The following is a 20306-nucleotide window of genomic DNA, read 5'->3' as shown; positions in this document are numbered from 1 at the left end:
CCTACGCCTACGCCTACGCCTACGCCTACGCCTACGCCTACGCCTACGCCTACGCCTACGCCTACGCCTACGCCTGATACTACTTTTGTAGAATCAGTCACTAGTCAATCACAGCGTAACGATCTAGGTCTTGCTTATGTCTTAGACAGAGCTATTCAAGATCGTATAACGAATGGTAATAATGAATTGGCTGATGGCTTGATTAGCTCAACTACGAATTTCAATCAATCTCAGTTAGCTGGAGCAACCAACCAATTGCAGCCTTTGTTTATGGGTGCCACTAATCGTATCATTACCGATACTAATTATGCGGTTAGCGAAGCGATTACTGAGCATCGCGCAACCATGCCTGAGCGCAATCTTTGGGCAAAAATCATTGGTAGTGAAGGAAGTCATGATGCAGAAAACGGTATTACAGGCTATAACTCTGACGGTTACGGTGCCATCGTTGGTTTAGATACTCCTATTAATAGCAATCTAAATCTAGGTGTTGCAGTGTCTTATATCAAAACTGACGCGGATACGGATGGTAGCAACTTAGACCATGAGCTAACTGCTAAGAACTGGCAGATACTAGGCTATGGTAACTATGCCGCAAGTGAAGCCACTGATGTGAACTTTCATGCTGGAGCTGGTAGCAGTGATGTGAAGGGCGAGCGTCATTTGTCCATCTTATCAAATGCTACTGCAACCTCCGATTACTCTGTTGACACCTTACAAGCAGGATTGGGTGTGAGTCATCTTATCGGCGATGTACAGCGTAATATAACGCCATTTGCTCAGGTGAACTATGCCCAAGCGAAAAGCGATAGTTACCGCGAAACTGGCGCTGGTGTTTATAATTTAAACGTCGATGAAAATAAATATGAATCAATGCGTTGGACAGCTGGACTATATATGTCGCAGCTTTTAACACCAAAACTTGCGCTCACGGGTCAATTGGCCGCAGCAATCGAGAATGGTGATAAATATTCTGATATTACTGCCAGCTTCGTTGGTATGCCTAATGATAAATTCACTACTATTGGTCAGGAAGTAGGCCGCGAGATTGGTATTGCAGGTATCGGTCTTAGCTATACAGCGTCGCCTAATATGAAAATATCAGCAGGTTATCGTGGGGAATGGCGTGACAATTACGATGATCAAGGCGCTAGCATCGCGCTACAAACCAGGTTCTAAAGGGTAATGCTTTACTTTTTATAGACTTACAAAATAATCAAGCTTGAACTTAGTTACTCTAGGTTCAAGTTTTTTTATGGCGATATATCGTAAGATCAGAATTGATTGTTAAAGGGGTGTTATGTTAAATGAACTTCGCGCAAAAAAAGTTGCCGCACCGAGTGCTCGTGAATACATTAAAGCTGCTACCAAAAAACGCTTAGTTACCACCTAAAAAAACGAATATCCTGTCTGATTCTGTTGCCAAAAAGAGACGTTTGTTTGTTATAGTTAGATATATAGACTTATGAATCCATCACCAGGTAATTTATATGGGTAATGAGCTGAAAGGTAGTGACTTAACACGCGCCATGCTAGAGTGTGATCATAAAAGAAAGATATGCTATGCCAATTAAGATGAGACCACTAACATGCGCAGAAGCCCTTTTCATTAAAATAGCCTGCTAACTACTGCAGGCTTTTTTATTGGCTGAAGATAGTTTTCGGACAGATAAAGCCATGTATCGAAAGTGATCCCATGAAAAGAGAACATCCCGAATTCTGTGTAACTGCCATCTAGATTAAATGCTTACTGATACGATCATAAAACGATTAATAGCAGACATTCAATTACGGATTGATATAGACCACCTTGAATGCTGCTTGATCACACGGGGTTGAGCTCTTTAACCATTGGAGCTTTCTATTAATAGCTATTACTCATTCAAATAAAACTCAGCCATGCTATCGAGTTGCGTCTTGACCTCTTTCCAATGGGGCATGACCTGAGTGAGTAAATGCCAGAATCGGTCACTGTGATTGTATTCAGCAATATGACATAGCTCATGCAAGATCACGTAGTCGATACAGTCTTTGTGGGCTTTAACCAAATGCGGATTTAGGACTAAGTGTAGTGGTCAACTAATTTAAGACAACTAATAAGAGGTTTTTATTAAAGTAGCGTTTCTCTTTTTTAGCAGTGTTAAATAATTGTTGAAAGTATGCGGTCTCACGGTTTGATAATAGCCCCAGATATAGTCAGTGATGGCGCTCTTGGCCTCAAAGATATTCTCATAACCGCCCTTTGGCATCAATTCTGTTTTAAAGCTTCTAAAGAAGCGCTCAGTTGGAGGGTTGTCCCAACAGTTACCTTTTCGGCTCATACTTTGCGTCATGCCCTCACAACTTACCACGGATTCATCGAATGTCTTACTGGTGTAATGGGTTCCCTGATGAGAGTGAAATAGCACTCCAATTGGCTGTAAGTGCGTCTGATATGCCATCTGCAGCGCTTTGGTTGTTAGCATACTGTCAGGCGAATCTGACACGGCAAAGCCTACCGCACGCCGAGCATACAAATCTAACACCACCGCTAAATAGCACCACCCGCCTTTAATACGAATATAGATGACATCGCCCGTCCAGACTTGGTTGGGCGCTGATGGACTAAATTTACGGTTCAATAGGTTTTCATGGGTTTTATGCGCCTCATCACAGTGCTTATATTTGTGCATTTTTAACTGACAGCTTTTAAACCCCATGCTGCTCATAAGTTTACCTACCATATAACGTGACAGCTTGATGTTATGCTCATTCATTAGTATGGCAACAATGCTGCCAGCCCCTGCTGAGCGCTTTGAGTCGTTAAATATTTGGCGTATTAAGGCTTTGGTTTTGACGGCTTCAAGGCTAATTGGCTTGGGCTTTACTCCATAGTAGTAGCTGCTTTTAATCACGCTAAACAGCTTACACAGAAGACTTTTTTAAGATGTCGCGCTCCATAGTCAGTCGCTTAACCTGTTTACGCAGTTCTTGGAGCTCTCGCTGCTCATCTGTTAAGGCATTGCCAACCTTAGTTGCTTGGCCAGTCATTTCTTGACGGTATTGACTCAGCCATTAAAAGATCTTCATATTCACGCCAAACTTCACAGGCACGAGCATGCGAGATACTTGGGTATATACCGATGGAGATAATACTTTGCTTAGGATTTGAAGGCGGGTAATATCGATACATTCATGACTTAGTCTCAGTAGGACGTACCATTAAGAATAGTTTAGGATGGTTTTTGAAAGGAACGAAGTAATTATTATCTTCAGGCTGCTGATACTTCGGTCTGAACTGATCGCTTTTCTTTCCATAGCCTAGATCTTCATAAGTACACTCAAAACTCAGTATACTCAAAGTGCATGGATTAGGATAGATTTATAGGACAGTATGGAACGCCAGATACAGCAAAGCCTCTGATATCAGAGGCTTTGGATGTTCTATAAGATAGTATAGGACTATATAATGGTACCCGGAGCCGGACTTGAACCGGCACGCTATTACTAGCGAGGGATTTTAAATCCCTTGTGTCTACCAATTTCACCACCCGGGCAAAACTTGTATTATCTAAAAGTAAGCTTTCTACTTGTTAGATAGTGGTCGCTATTATAAGCATTTTCGTTAATAAAGCAAGTTAAAATTAACGTAATACTAATAAATTTTAACCTAAATAATTGGAGGCTGAGGTCGGAATCGAACCGGCGTTAACGGAGTTGCAGTCCGCTGCATGACCACTCTGCCACCCAGCCAATCAAGGATGCCTATATTAGCAAAAATAATTTAAATTACAAGTCATTTTTTAGTTAAAGGCATCTTATTTACTAATTTTTCGGTATTTGGCTATAAATTAGTCGTTATTAAAGTATTAATGCGTTATTGCTAAGATAAAGGCAATATTGATTAAGTGATTAAAGAATATACTGCCAGGCATAGAAAACGCATAGATTGGCGTCTTAAAGGATTTAGTAGCCTGTATAGTAAGTGACTCGGTCATCACGTAAAAACCCCGCTAGCCCCAAGCCATAGCGTTCAGCGACGCGTACCGCAGTACTGGTCGGTGCCGACATTCCTACTAACCAAGGAATGCGGCTACGAATGGATTTTTGTACCAGCTCAATAGACAGCCGCGAGGTCATCACCACGCATGTCAGCTCTGCTTTATTACGCAACTGCCAACCGATGAGTTTATCAAGCGCGTTATGGCGCCCAACGTCCTCAAATAAATATAAATCATTGCCTTGCATAGTGGCTGCGGCATGTACCGCACCAGTTAGTTGATGGGTGTGTTGCGCGGAGTCAATATTTTGTCGTACTTGTAATAAATAATTCAGATTAGGAATAGCTAATTGTACTGGTTTTCTGTCTTGTGCTAAGCTTGATGATAAATAATCGCTCAAATCGGGAAGGGCTTGCGAAAGCCCTGTAATACCGCACATACCGCAGCCTGTACGTCCTGCCAGCTGACGCCTTTGCGCTTGAATACGCTGATGACAGCGCTGATTTAAGACCAACTCTACTACATACACATCGTAGTCTTGCAACTGTGCTGAAAATTGTTCAAATCCAGTTTTTTCGTTAAGCAAGTCATCCGTTAAATCATGGGTAAATCTCTGATAAGTGGCAACATCGGTTAGTTGCGTTACCTCCCAATCTAATAATTCATGACTGTGATGAATCAATCCTTCGCTATATAAAAAACCAATGGCAAGGTATTCAAGCTGATAGGGGCTTGCCATCAATATAGCGTAATGGATGCCATTAATGACAATCGCAACGGCTGCTTCTACCGCCAGCATCGCTGATTTATCATCAATCTCCATTTCTGGAGTTTCATAAGACACATTTGATGTAGATAAATAAGCATGTTTTTGTGCCAAATGTAGACGCGATAATGGTACTGTCTGCGTATCCATTATTGGCTCAGCAGTGTTAGTAGCATTATTTTCTAAACCAACCGCTGAGCGATTTACCAAAGCTTCTACGGTCGCTAAGTTGTTTTTACTGACCATTATTTTTTAACCATGACTTTAATCAAACCATCCTTATTAAGCGCTGGCTGCTAGTTTGCTTTCATTAACGCGCTGCAAGACAACCGTGACGGACTTATAAGCGGGTGTCCTTGAGTCTGGCGCATGACTGTCTAAGTCGATAAGGTCATTACATTCAGGATAATAAGTTGCCACCGCGTTGGCGGCGATATCCATCTCAGTAAGCACTAAGGGACCTAAGGTGCGCCGTTCATCTTGACTGTCTTGCCGCGATACCATGACATTATCGCCCTTTTGCCAACCTAAACGCTTGATTTCATCGGGATGCATAAATAACACATCGCGGCGGTTGGTTTGACGATAACGGTCTTGATGACCAAAAATCATGGTGTTAAATTGATCATGACTGCGGACGCTGGTTAGCTGCCATACTTTTTGCTCGGCAATTTCTTCTACGTTGCTATTTTTAAGATTACTGTCTTCAAAACTACTGTCTTCAAAACTACTATCTTTAGAAGCGTTGTTTTTGACATTGTTTTGATAGCTGGATGTGGTTTCTGCCATTTGTGCTGCGACATAAGTAATGGGGTATTGTGGCACTTCAAACTGCGCTTTGCCACTATCGGTATTCCAAACGCGATGACGGGCAGGGTGATATAAATGAAAACCGCGCTCGTTTTCACGAATACGATCGTTAAAGTTCTCAAAGCCTTCAATAGCTTGGGCGATATAATTACGGATGATATCGAAGTCGCTACTCATGCTCTGCCATGGAATTGACGAATCAGAACCAAGCACGTGGGTTGCCATATCGGCCACAATTTGTGCCTCAGACTTTAACTCATCACTGATAGGCTTTAGACGCCCTTGCGTGGGCACAACCTGGCACATAGAGTCTTCAATCGTCGCAAACTGCTCACCTTTAGCGGTTATCAGGCGTTCAGTGCGTCCTATACATGGCAAGATAAGGTTGTTTGCACCCGGATACAGCATGGTTTCATTAAGTTTGGTGCCGATAAAAACATTAAGCTGGGTAGTGGTTAAGGCAGTTTGAATCGCACTTTTATCAGGTGCGGCAACGGCGTAATTACCGCCCATACTGATGAAAGCTTTAAGCTTACCTTGTATCAATGCTTTCGCCCCAGCGATGACATCAAGCCCATCTTCTTGCGGCATAGAGCGCTTAAACACGCGCTCAAGGCTATCAAGTAGGCTTTGTTTAGGACGCTCATGGATTCCCATAGTACGGTCACCCTGTACGTTGGAGTGACCTCGCACCGGTGAGGCGCCTGCACCATCGACACCAATCATACCCATCAGTAGCAGTAAATTGGTAATCATGGCGACATTATCTTCGCCTTGGACGTGTTGGGTAATGCCCATGCCCCACGTACAGATAGTAGCAGGGCTGTCAGCGACAAGCTTAGCAAGGTTAATAATTTCTGCTTTACTAATGCCGCAGCCAAGCTCTACATCTGTCCAAGACTGCTGACGTAACCAAGTATCCAACGCGTCATAACCTGACGTGTGCTGCTCGATAAAGTCATTGTTGATTTTACCGTTTTTGGTCAGCCATTTGGCCAAACCAGTCAATAGAGCAACATCACCACCGATTTGAATTTGAATGACCTCATCGACCATCTCATCGCTTTGTCCTGCAGCCATATGGGTTGGTTTTTGCGGATTTCTAAACTTGCTCAAACCTTGCTCGCGCATCGGATTGATAGAGATAATACGGCAGCCTTGCTTATGCGCGTGCGCTAACATCTCAAGCATACGTGGATGATTGGTCGCAGGATTTTGCCCAAACAGCATAATCAATTTTGCCTGCTCAAAATCTTCCAAAACTACGGTGGCTTTACCGACGCCTAATTGTTTACCGAGCATCACTGATGTTGGCTCGTGACACATATTGGAGCAATCTGGCAAATTGTTGGTGCCAAAACAGCGCACGAATAGCTGAAACATAAAAGCAGGCTCATTGGTCACGCGCCCTGAGGTGTAAAATAAGGCTTCATCTGGCGAATCAAGATTTTTTAACGTATCAGCGATATGCTCATAAGCTGCCTGCCAAGAAATCGAGATGTAACGGTCTTGCGATACATCGTAATATAAGGGCTCTGATAAGCGTCCGCTGTGCTCAAGCTCGTAGCCTGACCAGCCTTGTAGTTCTGATACGCTATGTCTGGCAAAAAATGCTGCATCCGCACGTTGATTCATGGTTTCACTGGCAATGACTTTGATACCGTTTTCACAAACATCAATCGTTTTATGCGTTTTATGGTCAGGCCACGCACAGCCCGGACAGTCAAAGCCGCCCTTAGGCTGATTGCTATGTAAGACGCTGACACTACCACGCATAAATGCTTTGTAATCCATTAGCTTACGAGTAGATGCAATCAAAGCTGGCCAACCAGCGGCAGGGTGGGCATAAATAGGAATTTTGCGCATGACAGACCTCATAAGCGAATGGCGATAAGTAAGTATGGCTATTATAAAAATAATTGCATTAAGCACTACTATATAGTGGCTAGCTAAAATTTTTTAGTATCATTAACTATAGATAACAAAAAACCTCAAAGCAATTCATGCGTTTGAGGTTTTTTCTATAAATAACATCGACATTAATATTGTGTTGGTGTGCTACATCATTTAATAACGCGCATCTTTAGGTTTGTTGCCATTTGGCCAGTCGTTTACTTTGCCAGCAAAGTCGGGACGTGGTTGATGGGTGAAAAATTCAGCTACATCAATGGCGTCTTGGTCGCTGAGCACGTTGCCATGACCCCATAAACCTTTGGTTTGAATACCCATCGGCATATTATATTTCACAAAAGCTGCGGCTTTATAAGTGCGTGCTAACCCAGCGCCAATGTTAAAGGATTCATCGCCCCATAATGGCGGGAAAACAATATCACCGCGACTGTCTTTCATGCCTTCGCCATTGTCACCATGACAAGTGGCACATTGTACTTGGTAGATTTTTTCACCGCGTACAGGATTACCGACCAAAGATTCATCCACTTTACCGGCATTTTGAATATCGACCTTTTGCTCTTTTGGCGTGTTTTGTGATAGCCATTTCATATAGGCCAATATTGCCAGCATTTCAGGTGATTCAGGTTTTAATGGTTTGCCATTCATTGAGCGCTGGAAACAGCCGTTAATGCGTTTGGTCAAATCGACTTCTTTACCAGCACGAGGCATCACCCGCGGATAGAAGTTATAACTGTTGATATAGGGGTCGCCAAGGGGGATTTTACCTTGCGAGATATGACAGCTATTACAGTTCATTTGCGCGCCAACATGCTCTGGTAGTAAGCGCTTGGTTTCGTTTAATAAGCGTTTACCATAAAAGATTTCATCAGCATTCGGCTCATCTAAAATAGAGGTGTCTTGCGGCAAAACATAAGTACCAATGTCTTCGTTGGCATCATCAGCGGTGACTAAGCCATATTGAGGCGCGTTTTGCTCGGCAGGCTCAGGTTGTGAGCAGCCACTACTGATAGCAGCGATACTAAGCGCTGAAGCAGTCAGGATAGTGGTGGTGAAATTACCCATTGTTATTTTTTCAGAGATAACGCGAGCAATAGTAGGCAAGTTGAGTGGAGAGTTTTTCATTATTTTGCTCCTTTTGTTTGCGTATCAATACTTAAGTCTGGGGCAATATCGGTACTGGTTTTTGGTTTTTTGGCGAGGAAAGCGCGCATTTTTACCACATCATCAACACCAATTTCAGGCGCTTGGTTGGTCCAGCTATTACGTACATAGTTGACCACTTCTGCCACATCCGCATCACTCAGGTTGATAAATTCAGGCATGGTAAAGGCCATGCGGTCGTGCGGAGTTTCGGGCATGCGGCCACCGCTCAAGGTGATTTGTAGTACCGAGTCAGCATTTTTAGCATATACCGCACTATTACCATCAAGAGCAGGGAAAATACGCGCCACACCTTTACCGTCAGCACGGTGACAAACTTGACAATACTCGGCATACAGAATTGAGCCGCGCGAATCATAGTTGCCATCAAGCAGTTTTTGCGTGGTAATGTCTTTTTTCGCTGGCAAGGTTTTTTCTTTATTGGGCGCAGGAGACAGCGTTTTTAGATAAGATGACATGGCGTTGATATCATAGTCTGTCATATATTGCGTGCTGTGCTCGACCACTTCGGCCATGGCCCCAAAGGCAGCTGTGGTGTCAGTGCGACCGGTTTTAAAGAAATCATTTAATTCTGCGACGGTCCACGTAGCCAAACCGCGATGCTCACCGCGAATACTTTTGGCGCGCCAGCCATCTATGACTGCGCCGCTCAAATATTCTTCTGAGTCGGCATTGTTTAAGGCGATTTCTTGGAAACCGATACCGCGCCCAGTATGACAAGAGCCGCAGTGACCAGGACCTTCAATTAAATACTGTCCACGGGTCAATATTGCATCATCACTTTCAGCGACAAAGTCACGTTTTGGATCAAACAGTGCTTGCCAATAAGCCAGAGGCCAGCGCCAATTTGCCACCGGTGGTAACTCACTTTTTAAGTTGGCTTGCTTGACAGGTTTGACGTCTGACATAAAAAAGGCGTACATCGCTGCCAAATCTTCGTCTGGCATGAGCTGATAAGATGGGTAGGGCATCGCAGGGTAAAGGGCTTTATTATCACGACGCACGCCATGCTTGACGGCATTTTTAAAGTCAGTAAAGGTATACTGACCAATACCGGTTTCTTTATCAGGGGTAATATTGGTTGAATAAATGGCACCCAGTGGCGTTAGCATAGGTAGGCCGCCGGCATAAGTTTCACCGTCAAGCGTCGTATGGCAGGCGACACAGTCAGCGGTACGCGCGACGTATTCACCTTGTTTAATAAGGGCAGGGTTAGTGATATTAACTTCAATGTCACTGCTAGTCGTGCGAATATTAGGCAGTATTTGCCCAATGATAAACGCTAAAATCAGCCCGACAATGGCTACTATAATAATGATTAATGGCCACTTTTTCATAAGCCTGCCCTCCATAAGATATTTTTACTAAGCTTCTCATTTATCATCACTATTTTATGAGGACTATGAGATATCCATATTGAAATTAAATATTTGGGATTTAAGCTTAGGGAATTAAAAGTTACACGATTGTCATCTAGTATAAAGTGGCGGGTAACATTGCGATATTGTGGAAAACCACATTATAATTAAGGTTTTCATTCATAATGAATGTTTGATAGCTCAAATGCAAGGCTAGGTTTATGGATAAAAAGTCTAAAGTCTGGTCTACCTTGAATGCTTATTTTATTATCGTTGTAGCGTCCTTTGCTTGGTTAATGCTAGGCAGCGCCAATGCACAAACCTACTATTTGGGCGTGTTGGCACCGCAAGGTGAAACGGTGGCGCAAGAGCGTTGGCAACCGTGGCTGAATCAGCTTAATGAGCAACTGCAAGAGGACACAGTGGTCTTGGTGCCGCTGGCGTTAGAAAATTGGCAGCAGGAAATCGAAGCGCAGCAGTTTGCCCTAGTGCTTGGCCCGCAAGTACAACTGATTAAAATGAATACCACTCATTGGCGCTGGCTTGCGACCTTGCAAGCTGAGACAGCACTCGCTCAATTGAATGCGCCTGCTGATATCAATGGTAAAAACTTTAATGAAAAAGGTTTCAGTAAAACCGCTGATAAGCAATTTTCGGCAACGGTTAATCTAGCCAATGAGTTTAATAAACTGACTCAGGATAAGCATTTAAAAGAACCTAGCGCCATGGAAGAGGTCGCCAGTGCGCTTTGGGTAAAGGCGGACAGCGGTATTTATCAGTTGCAAGATTTGCAGCAGCGCAAAATCGCTGCCGTCGATAGTGAGGCTTTTGGCGGTTATCTACTGGTCGCGCATTTATTACAACAAAACGGCGTACCATCTAATCGTTATCAGACCCAGTTCGTTGGCTATCCTATTGAGCGCACCTTACATGCATTGGCGAGTGGTAGCGTCGATGCGGCAATAGCGCCGCTTTGCTTGATGGAAGAGATGGCACGGCAAGGGAAAATTAGTGAGAAACAATACCGTCTTATTCACCCTGTGGCGACTGCTTCTAGCTGCCAGTCTTCCACACCGATATACCCAAATTGGACATTGGCGGCGACCGAGCAAGCACCTACGGCGCTGATTCGGCAAATTAATCAAAATTTATTTGGTACGAGTCAATCAGAGCAAGCGTTGTTAGGAATAGGACAGCGCTGGCTACCACCTGAATCGAGTAGCGATGCTGAACGTATCCTTTATGACATGAACCGCCATCCGGCTCAAAAGCAGCTTGGCGCGCATATGGTCGACTGGGTAAAGGCGCATCGATTGTGGATGACCGTTATTGTTTTAATTATACTGATATCAACGGTGAATTACGCGTGGATGAGCTGGCTGGCATGGCGACGACGGCAAAAAATCACTCTGCAAAATCAACTGATTCGCGATTATGACCGGCAGCTACGTCAATCAGAACGCTTCGCTGTTATCGGTGAGATGAGTGGTTCAATCGCTCATGAAATCAATCAGCCGCTGGCGACCATTCAAAATTATGCTCAAGGCTTACTTATTCGCAGTCAAAGCAATCAACGCAGTCAAGATGATATAGGGTTGAATACAGAAGCTGTAAATAATTTGACTGCGCTGGCAAAGTCCCTGACTGATAAACAAGCAACAGACAAACAAGCGACAGAAAGTGCATTGCAGCAGATTGTCAATGAAACCGAACGGGTCGCGGCTGTCATCAGTAATATTCGGCGCTGGGCAGGGCGCTCGCAGCCGGATGAAGTGAGGGTGGACATCGCAACTACCTATGAGCAGTGTATATTGCTATTGGGTGAAAAGGCTTCAGCGATGAGTTTTTGGTTGGTGAGTGACTATCCATCGTTGCAGTTGCCAAGCCTAGTTCTTGACCAGTTATTGATTAACAGCATGGTCAATGCCGAGCAGCAAGGGGCGACGCAAATAATGTTACGCTGTCAGGCAGAAGATTATAATGGCAAATCCTATATAGTATTGCATATGACCGATGATGCGGGCGGCTTTAATGAGATGCAGTTGCTTGACCATAAACAGTTAGTTAGTAATAAGCAGCTAGTCGAGAGACAATCACAGCAGCATCTAACTAATCATTACGCCACCAAATCAACCAAAGAAAATGGTTTAGGCTTGGGTCTGATGATATGCCAGAGGCTTTGTGAATCACTTGGCGGTATGATGCAGCTTAGCAATATCGAAGTGCAGCAGGAGCTAAACACCATACAAGCGTTAGACGGTTATCATCAACGTTTTAAGCGGTCATTAAATGGTCAAGTGCGCTTGATGAAAACTGATAACATTTATCCATTAGTAAATAGGGTAGGCGCGCAAGTGTCTTTTTATCTGCCGTTACATTTGGCTGATAATGCGGAGAAATAAAGTGATTAAAAGAGACAGTAAGCAAAAGCGAAAGTGAGCAAGAGAGAGTTATCAACAACCAAGCATTTATAAACTTTGCAAATTAACTTAATCATAAGGTTGCGTATGAATGCTCAGAATAATTCATATAAGCGCTCAGAATGGCAAACGCCAGTTGATAACAGTAGTGACCCTCTACTGATTCATATCATCGACGATGAAGAAAGCGTGCGTATATCGTGTGATTTTTTGATTAGCAGCTTGGGATTGCCGACCCAAGTATGGCCGAGTGCGCTGATATTTTTGCAGCAAGTCGATATCTATCACCCAGCAGTAGTGGTTAGTGATTTGATGATGCCAGAAATGAGCGGTCAGGCACTGCAAGCACATCTCAATCAACATGACAGTCCGATAGCACTTATTGCATTGACTGGCAAGGGTGAGATTGCTGATGCCGTCAATATGCTCAAACAAGGCGCGGCTGATTATCTCGAAAAACCGATTAATAGTTACCGTCTACAAGAAGCGATTGAGCGCGCTCAAGCATTAACCTGCAGGCGTGCTCAGCTTTATGGTATTAAAAAGCTCTATGCGCAGCTGACCGATAAAGAAAAGCAGGTCGCTAATGAGTTATTAAAAGGCAATCTGAATAAAAATATCGCCGATCATTTAGATGTGTCCGTACGAACGGTCGAAGTGCATCGTTCACAAGTGATGAAAAAAATGCAATCGCAGCATGTCAGTGAACTGGTGCAAAAATTGGTATTACTTGAAGTCTAGAGTGTGGAATTATTACCATAATCATAAAAAAACGCCTGCTATTAAAGAGGCGTTTTATTTTTTTTAAATTCAAAATATTTCCTAAATGATTTAGCTCAATATCAAACTATCATCTTCGACTTTTTCGCCGCGGGTTTGCTCAAACATATCAAGTAAATCATGCACATTCATGCCTTTACGGATATCGCCAGATACGTCTAATACCACTTGCCCTTGATGAAGCATCACAGTACGCGTGCCATGGGCTAATGCCTGCTGCATCGAATGCGTGACCATCATTGTCGTAAGCTTATTGTCGGTAACGATTTTATCGGTTAATTCTAAAACAAACGCCGCCGTTTTAGGATCAAGGGCCGCCGTATGCTCATCAAGCAGTAGAATCTTAGATGGCTGCAATGATGCCATCAGCAGACTAACTGCTTGACGCTGACCACCCGATAATAATCCCATACGGTCGGTTAAACGGTTTTCTAGACCCAATTTTAAAACCGACAGTTTCTCGCGAAATAAGTCACGATTATTCTGATTTAGGGCAAATTTTAAACCACGTTTGCCGCCGCGCTTATAGGCAAGCGCCATATTTTCTTCGATGGTTAATGCTTCACAAGTTCCCGCCATCGGGTCTTGAAAGACACGAGCGACCCAATGAGCGCGTTGGTGTGCGGTCTTTTTGGTGACGTCAATGCCATTCAATAAGATTGAACCGCTATCGACGCGTGTGGTGCCGCTGACAGCATTTAAAAAGGTTGATTTACCCGCGCCATTGGTACCGATAACAGTCACAAACTCGCCATCAGCGATATTCAGATTGATACCGCGTAGGGCAGGGTTTTCAATGGGCGTTCCAGGATTAAAGGTCAACCGCAAATCTGTAGCTTGCATCATAATTATGATTCCTTATGGTTGCACATTGACATTAAGCCCGAACTTTACGACTTAAAAATTTATTTTTAGCTTTAGGTAATACCAAGGCCAATACCACGAGTAGCGCTGTAATCAAGTTTAAATCTTGCGGACCAAAACCAATACTACGCAGCGTGTCGCTCGATAAAGCAACCTGAATAAACAGCTTGTACAACACCGCACCGACGACCACAGCAAAGGTAATCAGCCAAATACGTTTGGCAGGAATAATGGTCTCACCGATGATGACTGCTGCCAAACCAATGACAATCGTACCGATACCAATTGAGATATCTGCGCCACCTTGCGTCTGCACAAACAGTGCACCTGCTAGAGCAATCAAACCGTTAGAGATTGCCATACCAATGATGGTCATCCATGAGGTATTGATACCTTGCGCTTGTGCCATACGTAGGTTTGAGCCAGTTGCCCGCATCGAAAGACCCGTCTCAGTACTATAAAACCAATTTAAAAATAACATGGCAACCAGCACGACGATACCAATAATCAGACAGCGCATCCAGTAACCATTGCCATCATTGACCAAGGTACTAAATACCGTGGTTTCACCTAGCAATGGCAAGTTTGGCGCACCCATAATCCGCAGATTGACAGAATATAAGGCAACCATCACAAGGATACTGGCAAGCAGCTGCAAGATGCCCAGTTTAACGTGTAGCCATGCGGTGACAATACCGGCGACTGACCCTGCTAGCATACCAAAGGCGCAAGCAAGCCAAGGATTAATACCAGCAATGATAGAAATACCAGCGACAGCGCCACCCAACGGAAAACTACCGTCAGCGGTCAAATCTGGAAAGTCGAGGGTACGAAATGAGATTAGGACGCCGAGCGCCACTAGGCCATAAATCAGACCACTTTCAAGCGCACCAAAAAAAGCAATTAAAGACATAAGAGATCAGTAAGTCATAACTAAGCGTTTAATAAACTGTGGTGAGATAATTGAGATAGGCGACATATCGCGCTATCAATTAGCCAACTTTGATTAAACGACTAAGCGGTGAATTTAACAGATTGTGTTATCTGCAGTTAGGGTAAAGCAAAACTTATTATTATAAATAATTCTAAGCCTTGCTCATTTAAAGCCTTTAAAAAACAAGCCCAGCCTACTGACTGATAGCTGGGTTTATCTACGCTAAATACATAGCTACATCAAATTAACCTAAACGATAATTGATAAAAACTACCGTCTAGGGATTAGATAGCAGAAGCGGCAGTTATTCTACCACTACTTTTGCTTTATCGATAACCGCTTGTGGCAAAGTAATGCCTTCGGCTTTCGCATTTTTTGGACTGACATATAAATCAAGTGATTGTGGCGTATATACAGGAATAGCACCCGCTTTTTCGCCGTTTAAGATACGCGTGACAAGTTTACCTGTTTCGCGGCCTAAATCGTAATAGTTTACCCCTAAGGCTGCAACGGCACCGCGCTCAACAGAGCTGGTATCAGAGGCAATTAGTGGAATCTTGCTTTCTTTAGCGATTTGGTACAGCGACTCATAAGCTGAGACAACGTTATTATCCGTCGAGGTATAAATCATATCGACCTTACCTTCAAGACTACGAGCAGCCATCGCGATGTCGTTGCTACGTTGAGCCGGCGCTTCATGTACCTTGATACCCAGTGGGGTTAGATTATCTTTTAGCGCTTTTAAAACGATGGTTGAGTTCACTTCGCCTGGGCTATAAACATAACCGACGTTCTTTAAGCTTGGGATAATTTGACGCATCAAATCGATTTGCGGCGCATAAGGAAGGGCATCAGAGGCGCCCGTGACGTTGGTGCCAGAACCATCAAGCTTAGAGACCAGTTTAGCCGCTACAGGGTCTGTCACTGCTGAGAATACCATCGGAATGGTGCTGGTAGAGGCGGCAACAGACTGTGCCGATGGCGTTGCAATCGCAACAATAACGTCTGGTGCATCAGCGACGAATTGCTTGGCAATCTGACCAGCAGTCGCGGTATTACCTTGGGCGCTTTGGAAGTTGATGGTTAGATTCTCGCCTTCTTTAAAGCCGGCGTCATTTAATTCATCAATAACGCCTTTACGCACGTCATCGAGTGCTGGATGCTCAACGATAGCAGTAATAGCGACCGTTTTCATGGCGGCTTTGGCATCACCACCCGTTGCAGCGCCGTCAGTGGTGTTGGCATCTTGTGCTGGTTGGTTACAGCCGGTCAAGATAGCGGTGCAAACACCGCCCCATAGTAAAGCTTTAGCAAAACGATTTTGATACAACATGGGTCTGACTCCTGAGAATAATAATGTGTCCGTACATTATATAAAAGATAAATAAAAGGTAGCGCTGTCAGCCGTTATCCTAGCTGATTGTATAATCTGTTGTATAGCTGATTGTTAATGACTGTCCGTTTATTCATTGCTATTTAATAGCAACTATTTAGTAGTGGCTATTTACTGTTTTTTTGTGCTTCTTTATCGACATTAATGGCGTTTTTAAGTAGATCTGCTGATAGGCTGGTACCTTGTTCAGCAGCGTGTTTTGGGCTGACGTATAGCGTTAAGGTGTTCATTACTTGCGGTGTGATATCTTTGATCGCTTCACCGTTTAATACCCGATAAACCATTTTGCCCGTGGTACGACCAAAATCATAATCATTAACACCAAGCGCCGCAGTCGCACCGCGTCTGACACTAAATTCATCTGAGGCAATGACTGGAATATCAAGCTCATTAGCCGCACTTGCCATGGCTTCAAAAGCAGAGACCACGTTGTTATCCAATGATGTATAAATAACCTCGACCTTGCCTGCAAGACTACGAGTCGCCATCGCAACGTCGGTAGGGCGATTGGCGGTTACGCCCAATATCTTAAGCCCGCGTGCTGGTGCCGCTTTTTCCAGTTGTTTAAGTACTACGACAGAGTTTGCTTCGCCTGGACTATAAACATAACCAATGGTTTTTACATTTGGGACAATTTTTTGGATATTGTCTAACTGCGGCTCGATAGGTAATTCGCTCGACAAACCAGTCACATTGGTTTGGATAGGCACATCATTTTCGTCAATCAGCTTCGCGGCCACAGGGTCTGAGATGGCGGTATAAATCACAGGCACGGTTTTGGTCGAGGCAACGATTGATTGCGCAGAAGGTGTTGATATTGCAACGATAGCATCTGGATTGTCACCGGCGAACTGTTTGGCAATTTGCCCAGCAGTTGCGGTATTACCTTGCGCACTTTGGAAATTAACGGTTAGGTTTTGCCCTTCTACGTAGCCGTTGTCCGCCAGCTCATCAATAATGCCACGGCGCATCTCGTCTAAAGAAGGATGTTCGACAATCTGAGTGATGGCCAAGGTTTTAGCAGGCTTATCGTTAGTCGCGCTATCATCAGCGTTGACCGCAGGGTCAGTAGCATTATTAGAGCAGGCGGTTAGTCCAAGCGCAGCGCTGATAGCAGCGCCGCACAGGCTAAGGCGTAAAGTAGTGGCAAAGGTCATTTTATTTTGGCTCATAGGTTAAAAAATGCAGGTTACCCGAGTCAATGTTATGTGCATGCTGAGATAACGGGCGAACATTATGGTAATCAATCCATTGATCATTACGTCCATATTATGACAGTAATGTAACTTATGGCAATAAGAAAATAAAACGCATTTGTCATTGATTTTATAAAGGTTGATAAGGACAGATTTTTGTTGATAATTTTATTTTTCGTGCATACTTTTTATACTTAATCACTAATGAATTTCAGGCAATAAAAAAGATGCCATGAAAGCATCTTTTTTATTCTATAAGTACAACATCATCTAAGCGAGCACATCACCAATGACGCAGTTATCCGGTAATGTCACTACCGTTAGCTGAGTTTTTGGATTGCCCGTTGATAACACCATCCCTTCTGAGACACCAAATTTCATCTTACGCGGCGCAAGATTGGTGACGCAAATCACTTTTTTATCCACTAATTGCTCAGGCTCATAAAACTTACGGATACCGCTAAAGACATTACGCGGTTTGTCTTCGCCAACATCTAAGGTAAATTGTAATAGCTTGTCCGCACCTTCGACATAATTACAGGCTAAGACGTGAGCGACTTTCATCTCAACTTTGGCAAAATCTTCGATACTGATATAGTCAGTTTGCTCAGCATTTGTATCAGTATCAGCCTTTTCTGAATGCTGAGTGTTTACCGCTGCTGGTTTGCTATCGGCGCTAGCAGTAGGAGCATCTGCTTGCGTCAATGAAGCTTTTGAGTCTTCAACCATTGCTGCAACGTCTTTTTCTTCGATACGCTGCATCAAAGGTTTAAATTTATTAATTTTATGACCAAGCAACCACTCATTACGGCTAGCAAAACTCAAATCTTCAATGTTTAAGAATTCTTTGGCATTGGCCGTTAGCTCAGGTAATACGGGCGCAAGATAAACCATCAGTTGACGGAAAATATTAATCGCCACCGAGCAGACATCTTGAACTTCTTGCTCAGTACCTTCTTGTTTAGCCAGCGACCAAGGTTTTTTACCATCGATATATTCGTTGGCCTTGTCGGCACATTGCATGATTAAGCGCATCGCACGCGAGAACTCACGATTCTCATAAGCGGCTGCAATTTCATCACCAGTCTTAGTAATATCTTCTAATAATTCTGACTCTACGCAAACCTCTGACAGCATACCGTCATATTTCTTCACTAAGAAACCCGCACTGCGACTGGCGATATTGACCACTTTACCCACCAAGTCAGAGTTGACCTTTTGCATAAAATCTTCTAAATCAAGGTTAATATCTTCAACTTTGTCAGACAGCTTACTGGCGAAGTAATAACGTAAGTATTCAGGATGCAAATGCTCAGCATAAGTTTCGGCCTTAATAAAGGTGCCGCGTGACTTACTCATTTTCTCGCCATTGACCATCAAGAATCCATGCGCGAAGACACCCGTTGGCGTACGGAATTCACTACCGGCTAGCATGGCTGGCCAAAACAGCGCATGGAAGTAAACGATGTCTTTACCGATGAAGTGATAAACCTCGGTCTTGTTCTCGTTTTCTTGCAGCCAATAACGGTCGAAATCAAGCGCTTGGTCTGTACCTTCGCGCTTATCGCATAGGTTTTTAAAGCTTGCCATATAACCGACTGGCGCATCTAGCCATACATAGAAGTATTTGTCTGGCTCATCGCTTGGGGTATCTGGAATCTGAAAGCCAAAATAAGGCGCATCACGCGAGATATCCCAGCTAGTTAAGCCAGCGTCGAACCATTCTTGGAGTTTATTGGCAACCGATACTTGCAAGCGATTGTCACTACGCGTCCAATCTTTTAAGAATTGCTCAAACTCAGGCAAATCAAAGAAATAATGCTTTGAAGTTTTCAGAATTGGCGTGGCATCAGATAATGTTGAGTGCGGGTCTTTAAGATCGGTCGCATCATAGGTGGTACCGCACACTTCGCAGTTATCACCGTATTGGTCAGGGGAATCACACTCAGGGCAAGTTCCTTTAACAAAACGATCGGCTAAAAACAGCTGCTTTTCAGGGTCGAAAAGTTGTTTGACGTCGCGGGTTGAGATATGTCCAGCACTGCTCAGCCTGCGATAAATCAGCTCAGAGAAATGTCTGTTTTCTTCTGAATGCGTTGAATGATAATTATCAAAGTTAATCAAAAATTTGGCAAAGTCAGCTTCATGTGAGGCTTTTACCGAGGCGATTTGCTCTTCTGGGGTAACGCCATTGGCTTCTGCTTTGAGCATAATCGCAGTACCATGAGCGTCATCTGCGCAAACATAGGTAACCTGATGACCTTGCGCTTTCATAGCGCGTACCCAAATGTCGGTTTGAATGTATTCTACAAGATGCCCCAAATGGATATGACCATTGGCGTAGGGCAGCGCACTGGTTACTAGAATCTCACGCACAAAATCACCTATATTTTTATATAAACGGGTTGGTTATCAAACGTCTCAAGCACTTTATGATGAGCAGGCGCGATATTATCAACATTAGATTATCAATGCTAAAAACGTCTAAAAACTTATAAGAAAGCGAAAAATTAAAAAAGTGTGCCTATGATACCGTAATTCGGCTAAATTTGTGACATTCCTCAGTAATTAATACGATAACTCATATGGTAATTAACTCTATATCACATATAGATTGTTATTCACTCATTGGGTATAAATAATTGATTTTATTTAGGGCGTGTCATCAATTAAGCCAAACGACACAAGAAACTAGATGAACCGCACTTAAGAAATGACAGGCTAACTTGT

Annotated in this window: 13 protein-coding genes, 2 tRNA genes and 1 pseudogene; 3 read left to right on the top strand and 13 right to left on the bottom strand. The window is 43.6% G+C overall.

Annotated elements, in window-relative coordinates:
- Positions 1-1179: autotransporter outer membrane beta-barrel domain-containing protein (locus AC2FA3_RS14330; protein WP_490510156.1), on the top strand; the 1179-nt coding region annotated here is incomplete at its 5' end.
- A 695-nt stretch (positions 1180-1874) separates the two neighbouring features.
- On the opposite strand, the pseudogene AC2FA3_RS14325 reads toward AC2FA3_RS14330, so the two are convergent.
- The 8 genes and pseudogenes from AC2FA3_RS14325 to AC2FA3_RS14290 form a co-directional block, all read right to left on the bottom strand.
- Positions 1875-2057 (bottom strand): annotated as a pseudogene (locus AC2FA3_RS14325) (YgjP-like metallopeptidase domain-containing protein); the annotation flags it as partial.
- Positions 2058-2093: 36 nt separating this feature from the next.
- Complete coding sequence (locus AC2FA3_RS14320; RefSeq protein WP_490510157.1) at positions 2094-2903, bottom strand: IS3 family transposase; 810 nt, start codon at positions 2901-2903, stop codon at positions 2094-2096.
- A gap of 546 nt (positions 2904-3449) precedes the next feature.
- Positions 3450-3536 (bottom strand) — tRNA-Leu (locus tag AC2FA3_RS14315).
- Between the two features lie 122 nt (positions 3537-3658).
- A tRNA-Cys gene (locus AC2FA3_RS14310) sits at positions 3659-3732 on the bottom strand.
- Positions 3733-3945: 213 nt separating this feature from the next.
- A complete protein-coding gene (gene fdhD, locus AC2FA3_RS14305; RefSeq protein WP_490510155.1) occupies positions 3946-4992 on the bottom strand; it encodes a formate dehydrogenase accessory sulfurtransferase FdhD in 1047 nt (348 codons plus the stop codon).
- A gap of 36 nt (positions 4993-5028) precedes the next feature.
- Positions 5029-7422 carry an FdhF/YdeP family oxidoreductase gene (locus AC2FA3_RS14300; RefSeq protein WP_490510154.1) on the bottom strand — a complete coding sequence of 798 codons (2394 nt, stop codon included), beginning with the start codon at positions 7420-7422 and terminating at the stop codon, positions 5029-5031.
- A gap of 201 nt (positions 7423-7623) precedes the next feature.
- A complete protein-coding gene (locus tag AC2FA3_RS14295) occupies positions 7624-8592 on the bottom strand; it encodes a c-type cytochrome (RefSeq protein WP_265089280.1) in 969 nt (322 codons plus the stop codon).
- Entirely contained in the window at positions 8592-9968 is a 1377-nt protein-coding gene (locus tag AC2FA3_RS14290) for a cytochrome c (RefSeq protein ID WP_490510153.1), read from the bottom strand. Before AC2FA3_RS14290 ends, AC2FA3_RS14295 begins: the two co-directional genes overlap by 1 nt.
- A gap of 242 nt (positions 9969-10210) precedes the next feature.
- On the opposite strand from AC2FA3_RS14290, the gene AC2FA3_RS14285 reads away from it, so the two are divergent.
- Complete coding sequence (locus AC2FA3_RS14285) at positions 10211-12391, top strand: sensor histidine kinase (protein WP_490510152.1); 2181 nt, start codon at positions 10211-10213, stop codon at positions 12389-12391.
- 105 nt (positions 12392-12496) lie between these two features.
- Positions 12497-13150: a response regulator transcription factor gene (locus AC2FA3_RS14280; RefSeq protein ID WP_490510151.1), complete on the top strand. Its 654-nt coding sequence runs from the start codon at positions 12497-12499 to the stop codon at positions 13148-13150.
- A gap of 90 nt (positions 13151-13240) precedes the next feature.
- Here AC2FA3_RS14280 and AC2FA3_RS14275 read toward each other — a convergent pair whose 3' ends face one another.
- From AC2FA3_RS14275 to metG, 5 genes are all read right to left on the bottom strand, one after another.
- On the bottom strand, positions 13241-14035 hold the full coding sequence (locus AC2FA3_RS14275; protein WP_490510150.1) for an ABC transporter ATP-binding protein: 795 nt from the start codon (positions 14033-14035) through the stop codon (positions 13241-13243).
- Between the two features lie 31 nt (positions 14036-14066).
- The gene (locus tag AC2FA3_RS14270; RefSeq protein ID WP_149489802.1) at positions 14067-14966 is read right to left on the bottom strand and encodes an ABC transporter permease; all 900 of its coding nucleotides are present in this window, start codon (positions 14964-14966) and stop codon (positions 14067-14069) included.
- A 325-nt stretch (positions 14967-15291) separates the two neighbouring features.
- Entirely contained in the window at positions 15292-16320 is a 1029-nt protein-coding gene (locus tag AC2FA3_RS14265) for an ABC transporter substrate-binding protein (protein WP_490510149.1), read from the bottom strand.
- Between the two features lie 167 nt (positions 16321-16487).
- The gene (locus AC2FA3_RS14260) at positions 16488-17552 is read right to left on the bottom strand and encodes an ABC transporter substrate-binding protein (protein ID WP_490510148.1); all 1065 of its coding nucleotides are present in this window, start codon (positions 17550-17552) and stop codon (positions 16488-16490) included.
- Positions 17553-17846: 294 nt separating this feature from the next.
- Positions 17847-19952, bottom strand: coding sequence for a methionine--tRNA ligase (gene metG, locus AC2FA3_RS14255; protein WP_490510147.1), 2106 nt, complete (start codon positions 19950-19952; stop codon positions 17847-17849).
- Between the last annotated feature and the right edge of the window lie 354 nt (positions 19953-20306).

This window comes from Janibacter sp. CoH_79_TC_3, from assembly GCF_058197955.1.
Note: the sequence above shows the minus strand (reverse complement) of the source record. Positions and strands in the feature narration are given on the sequence as shown.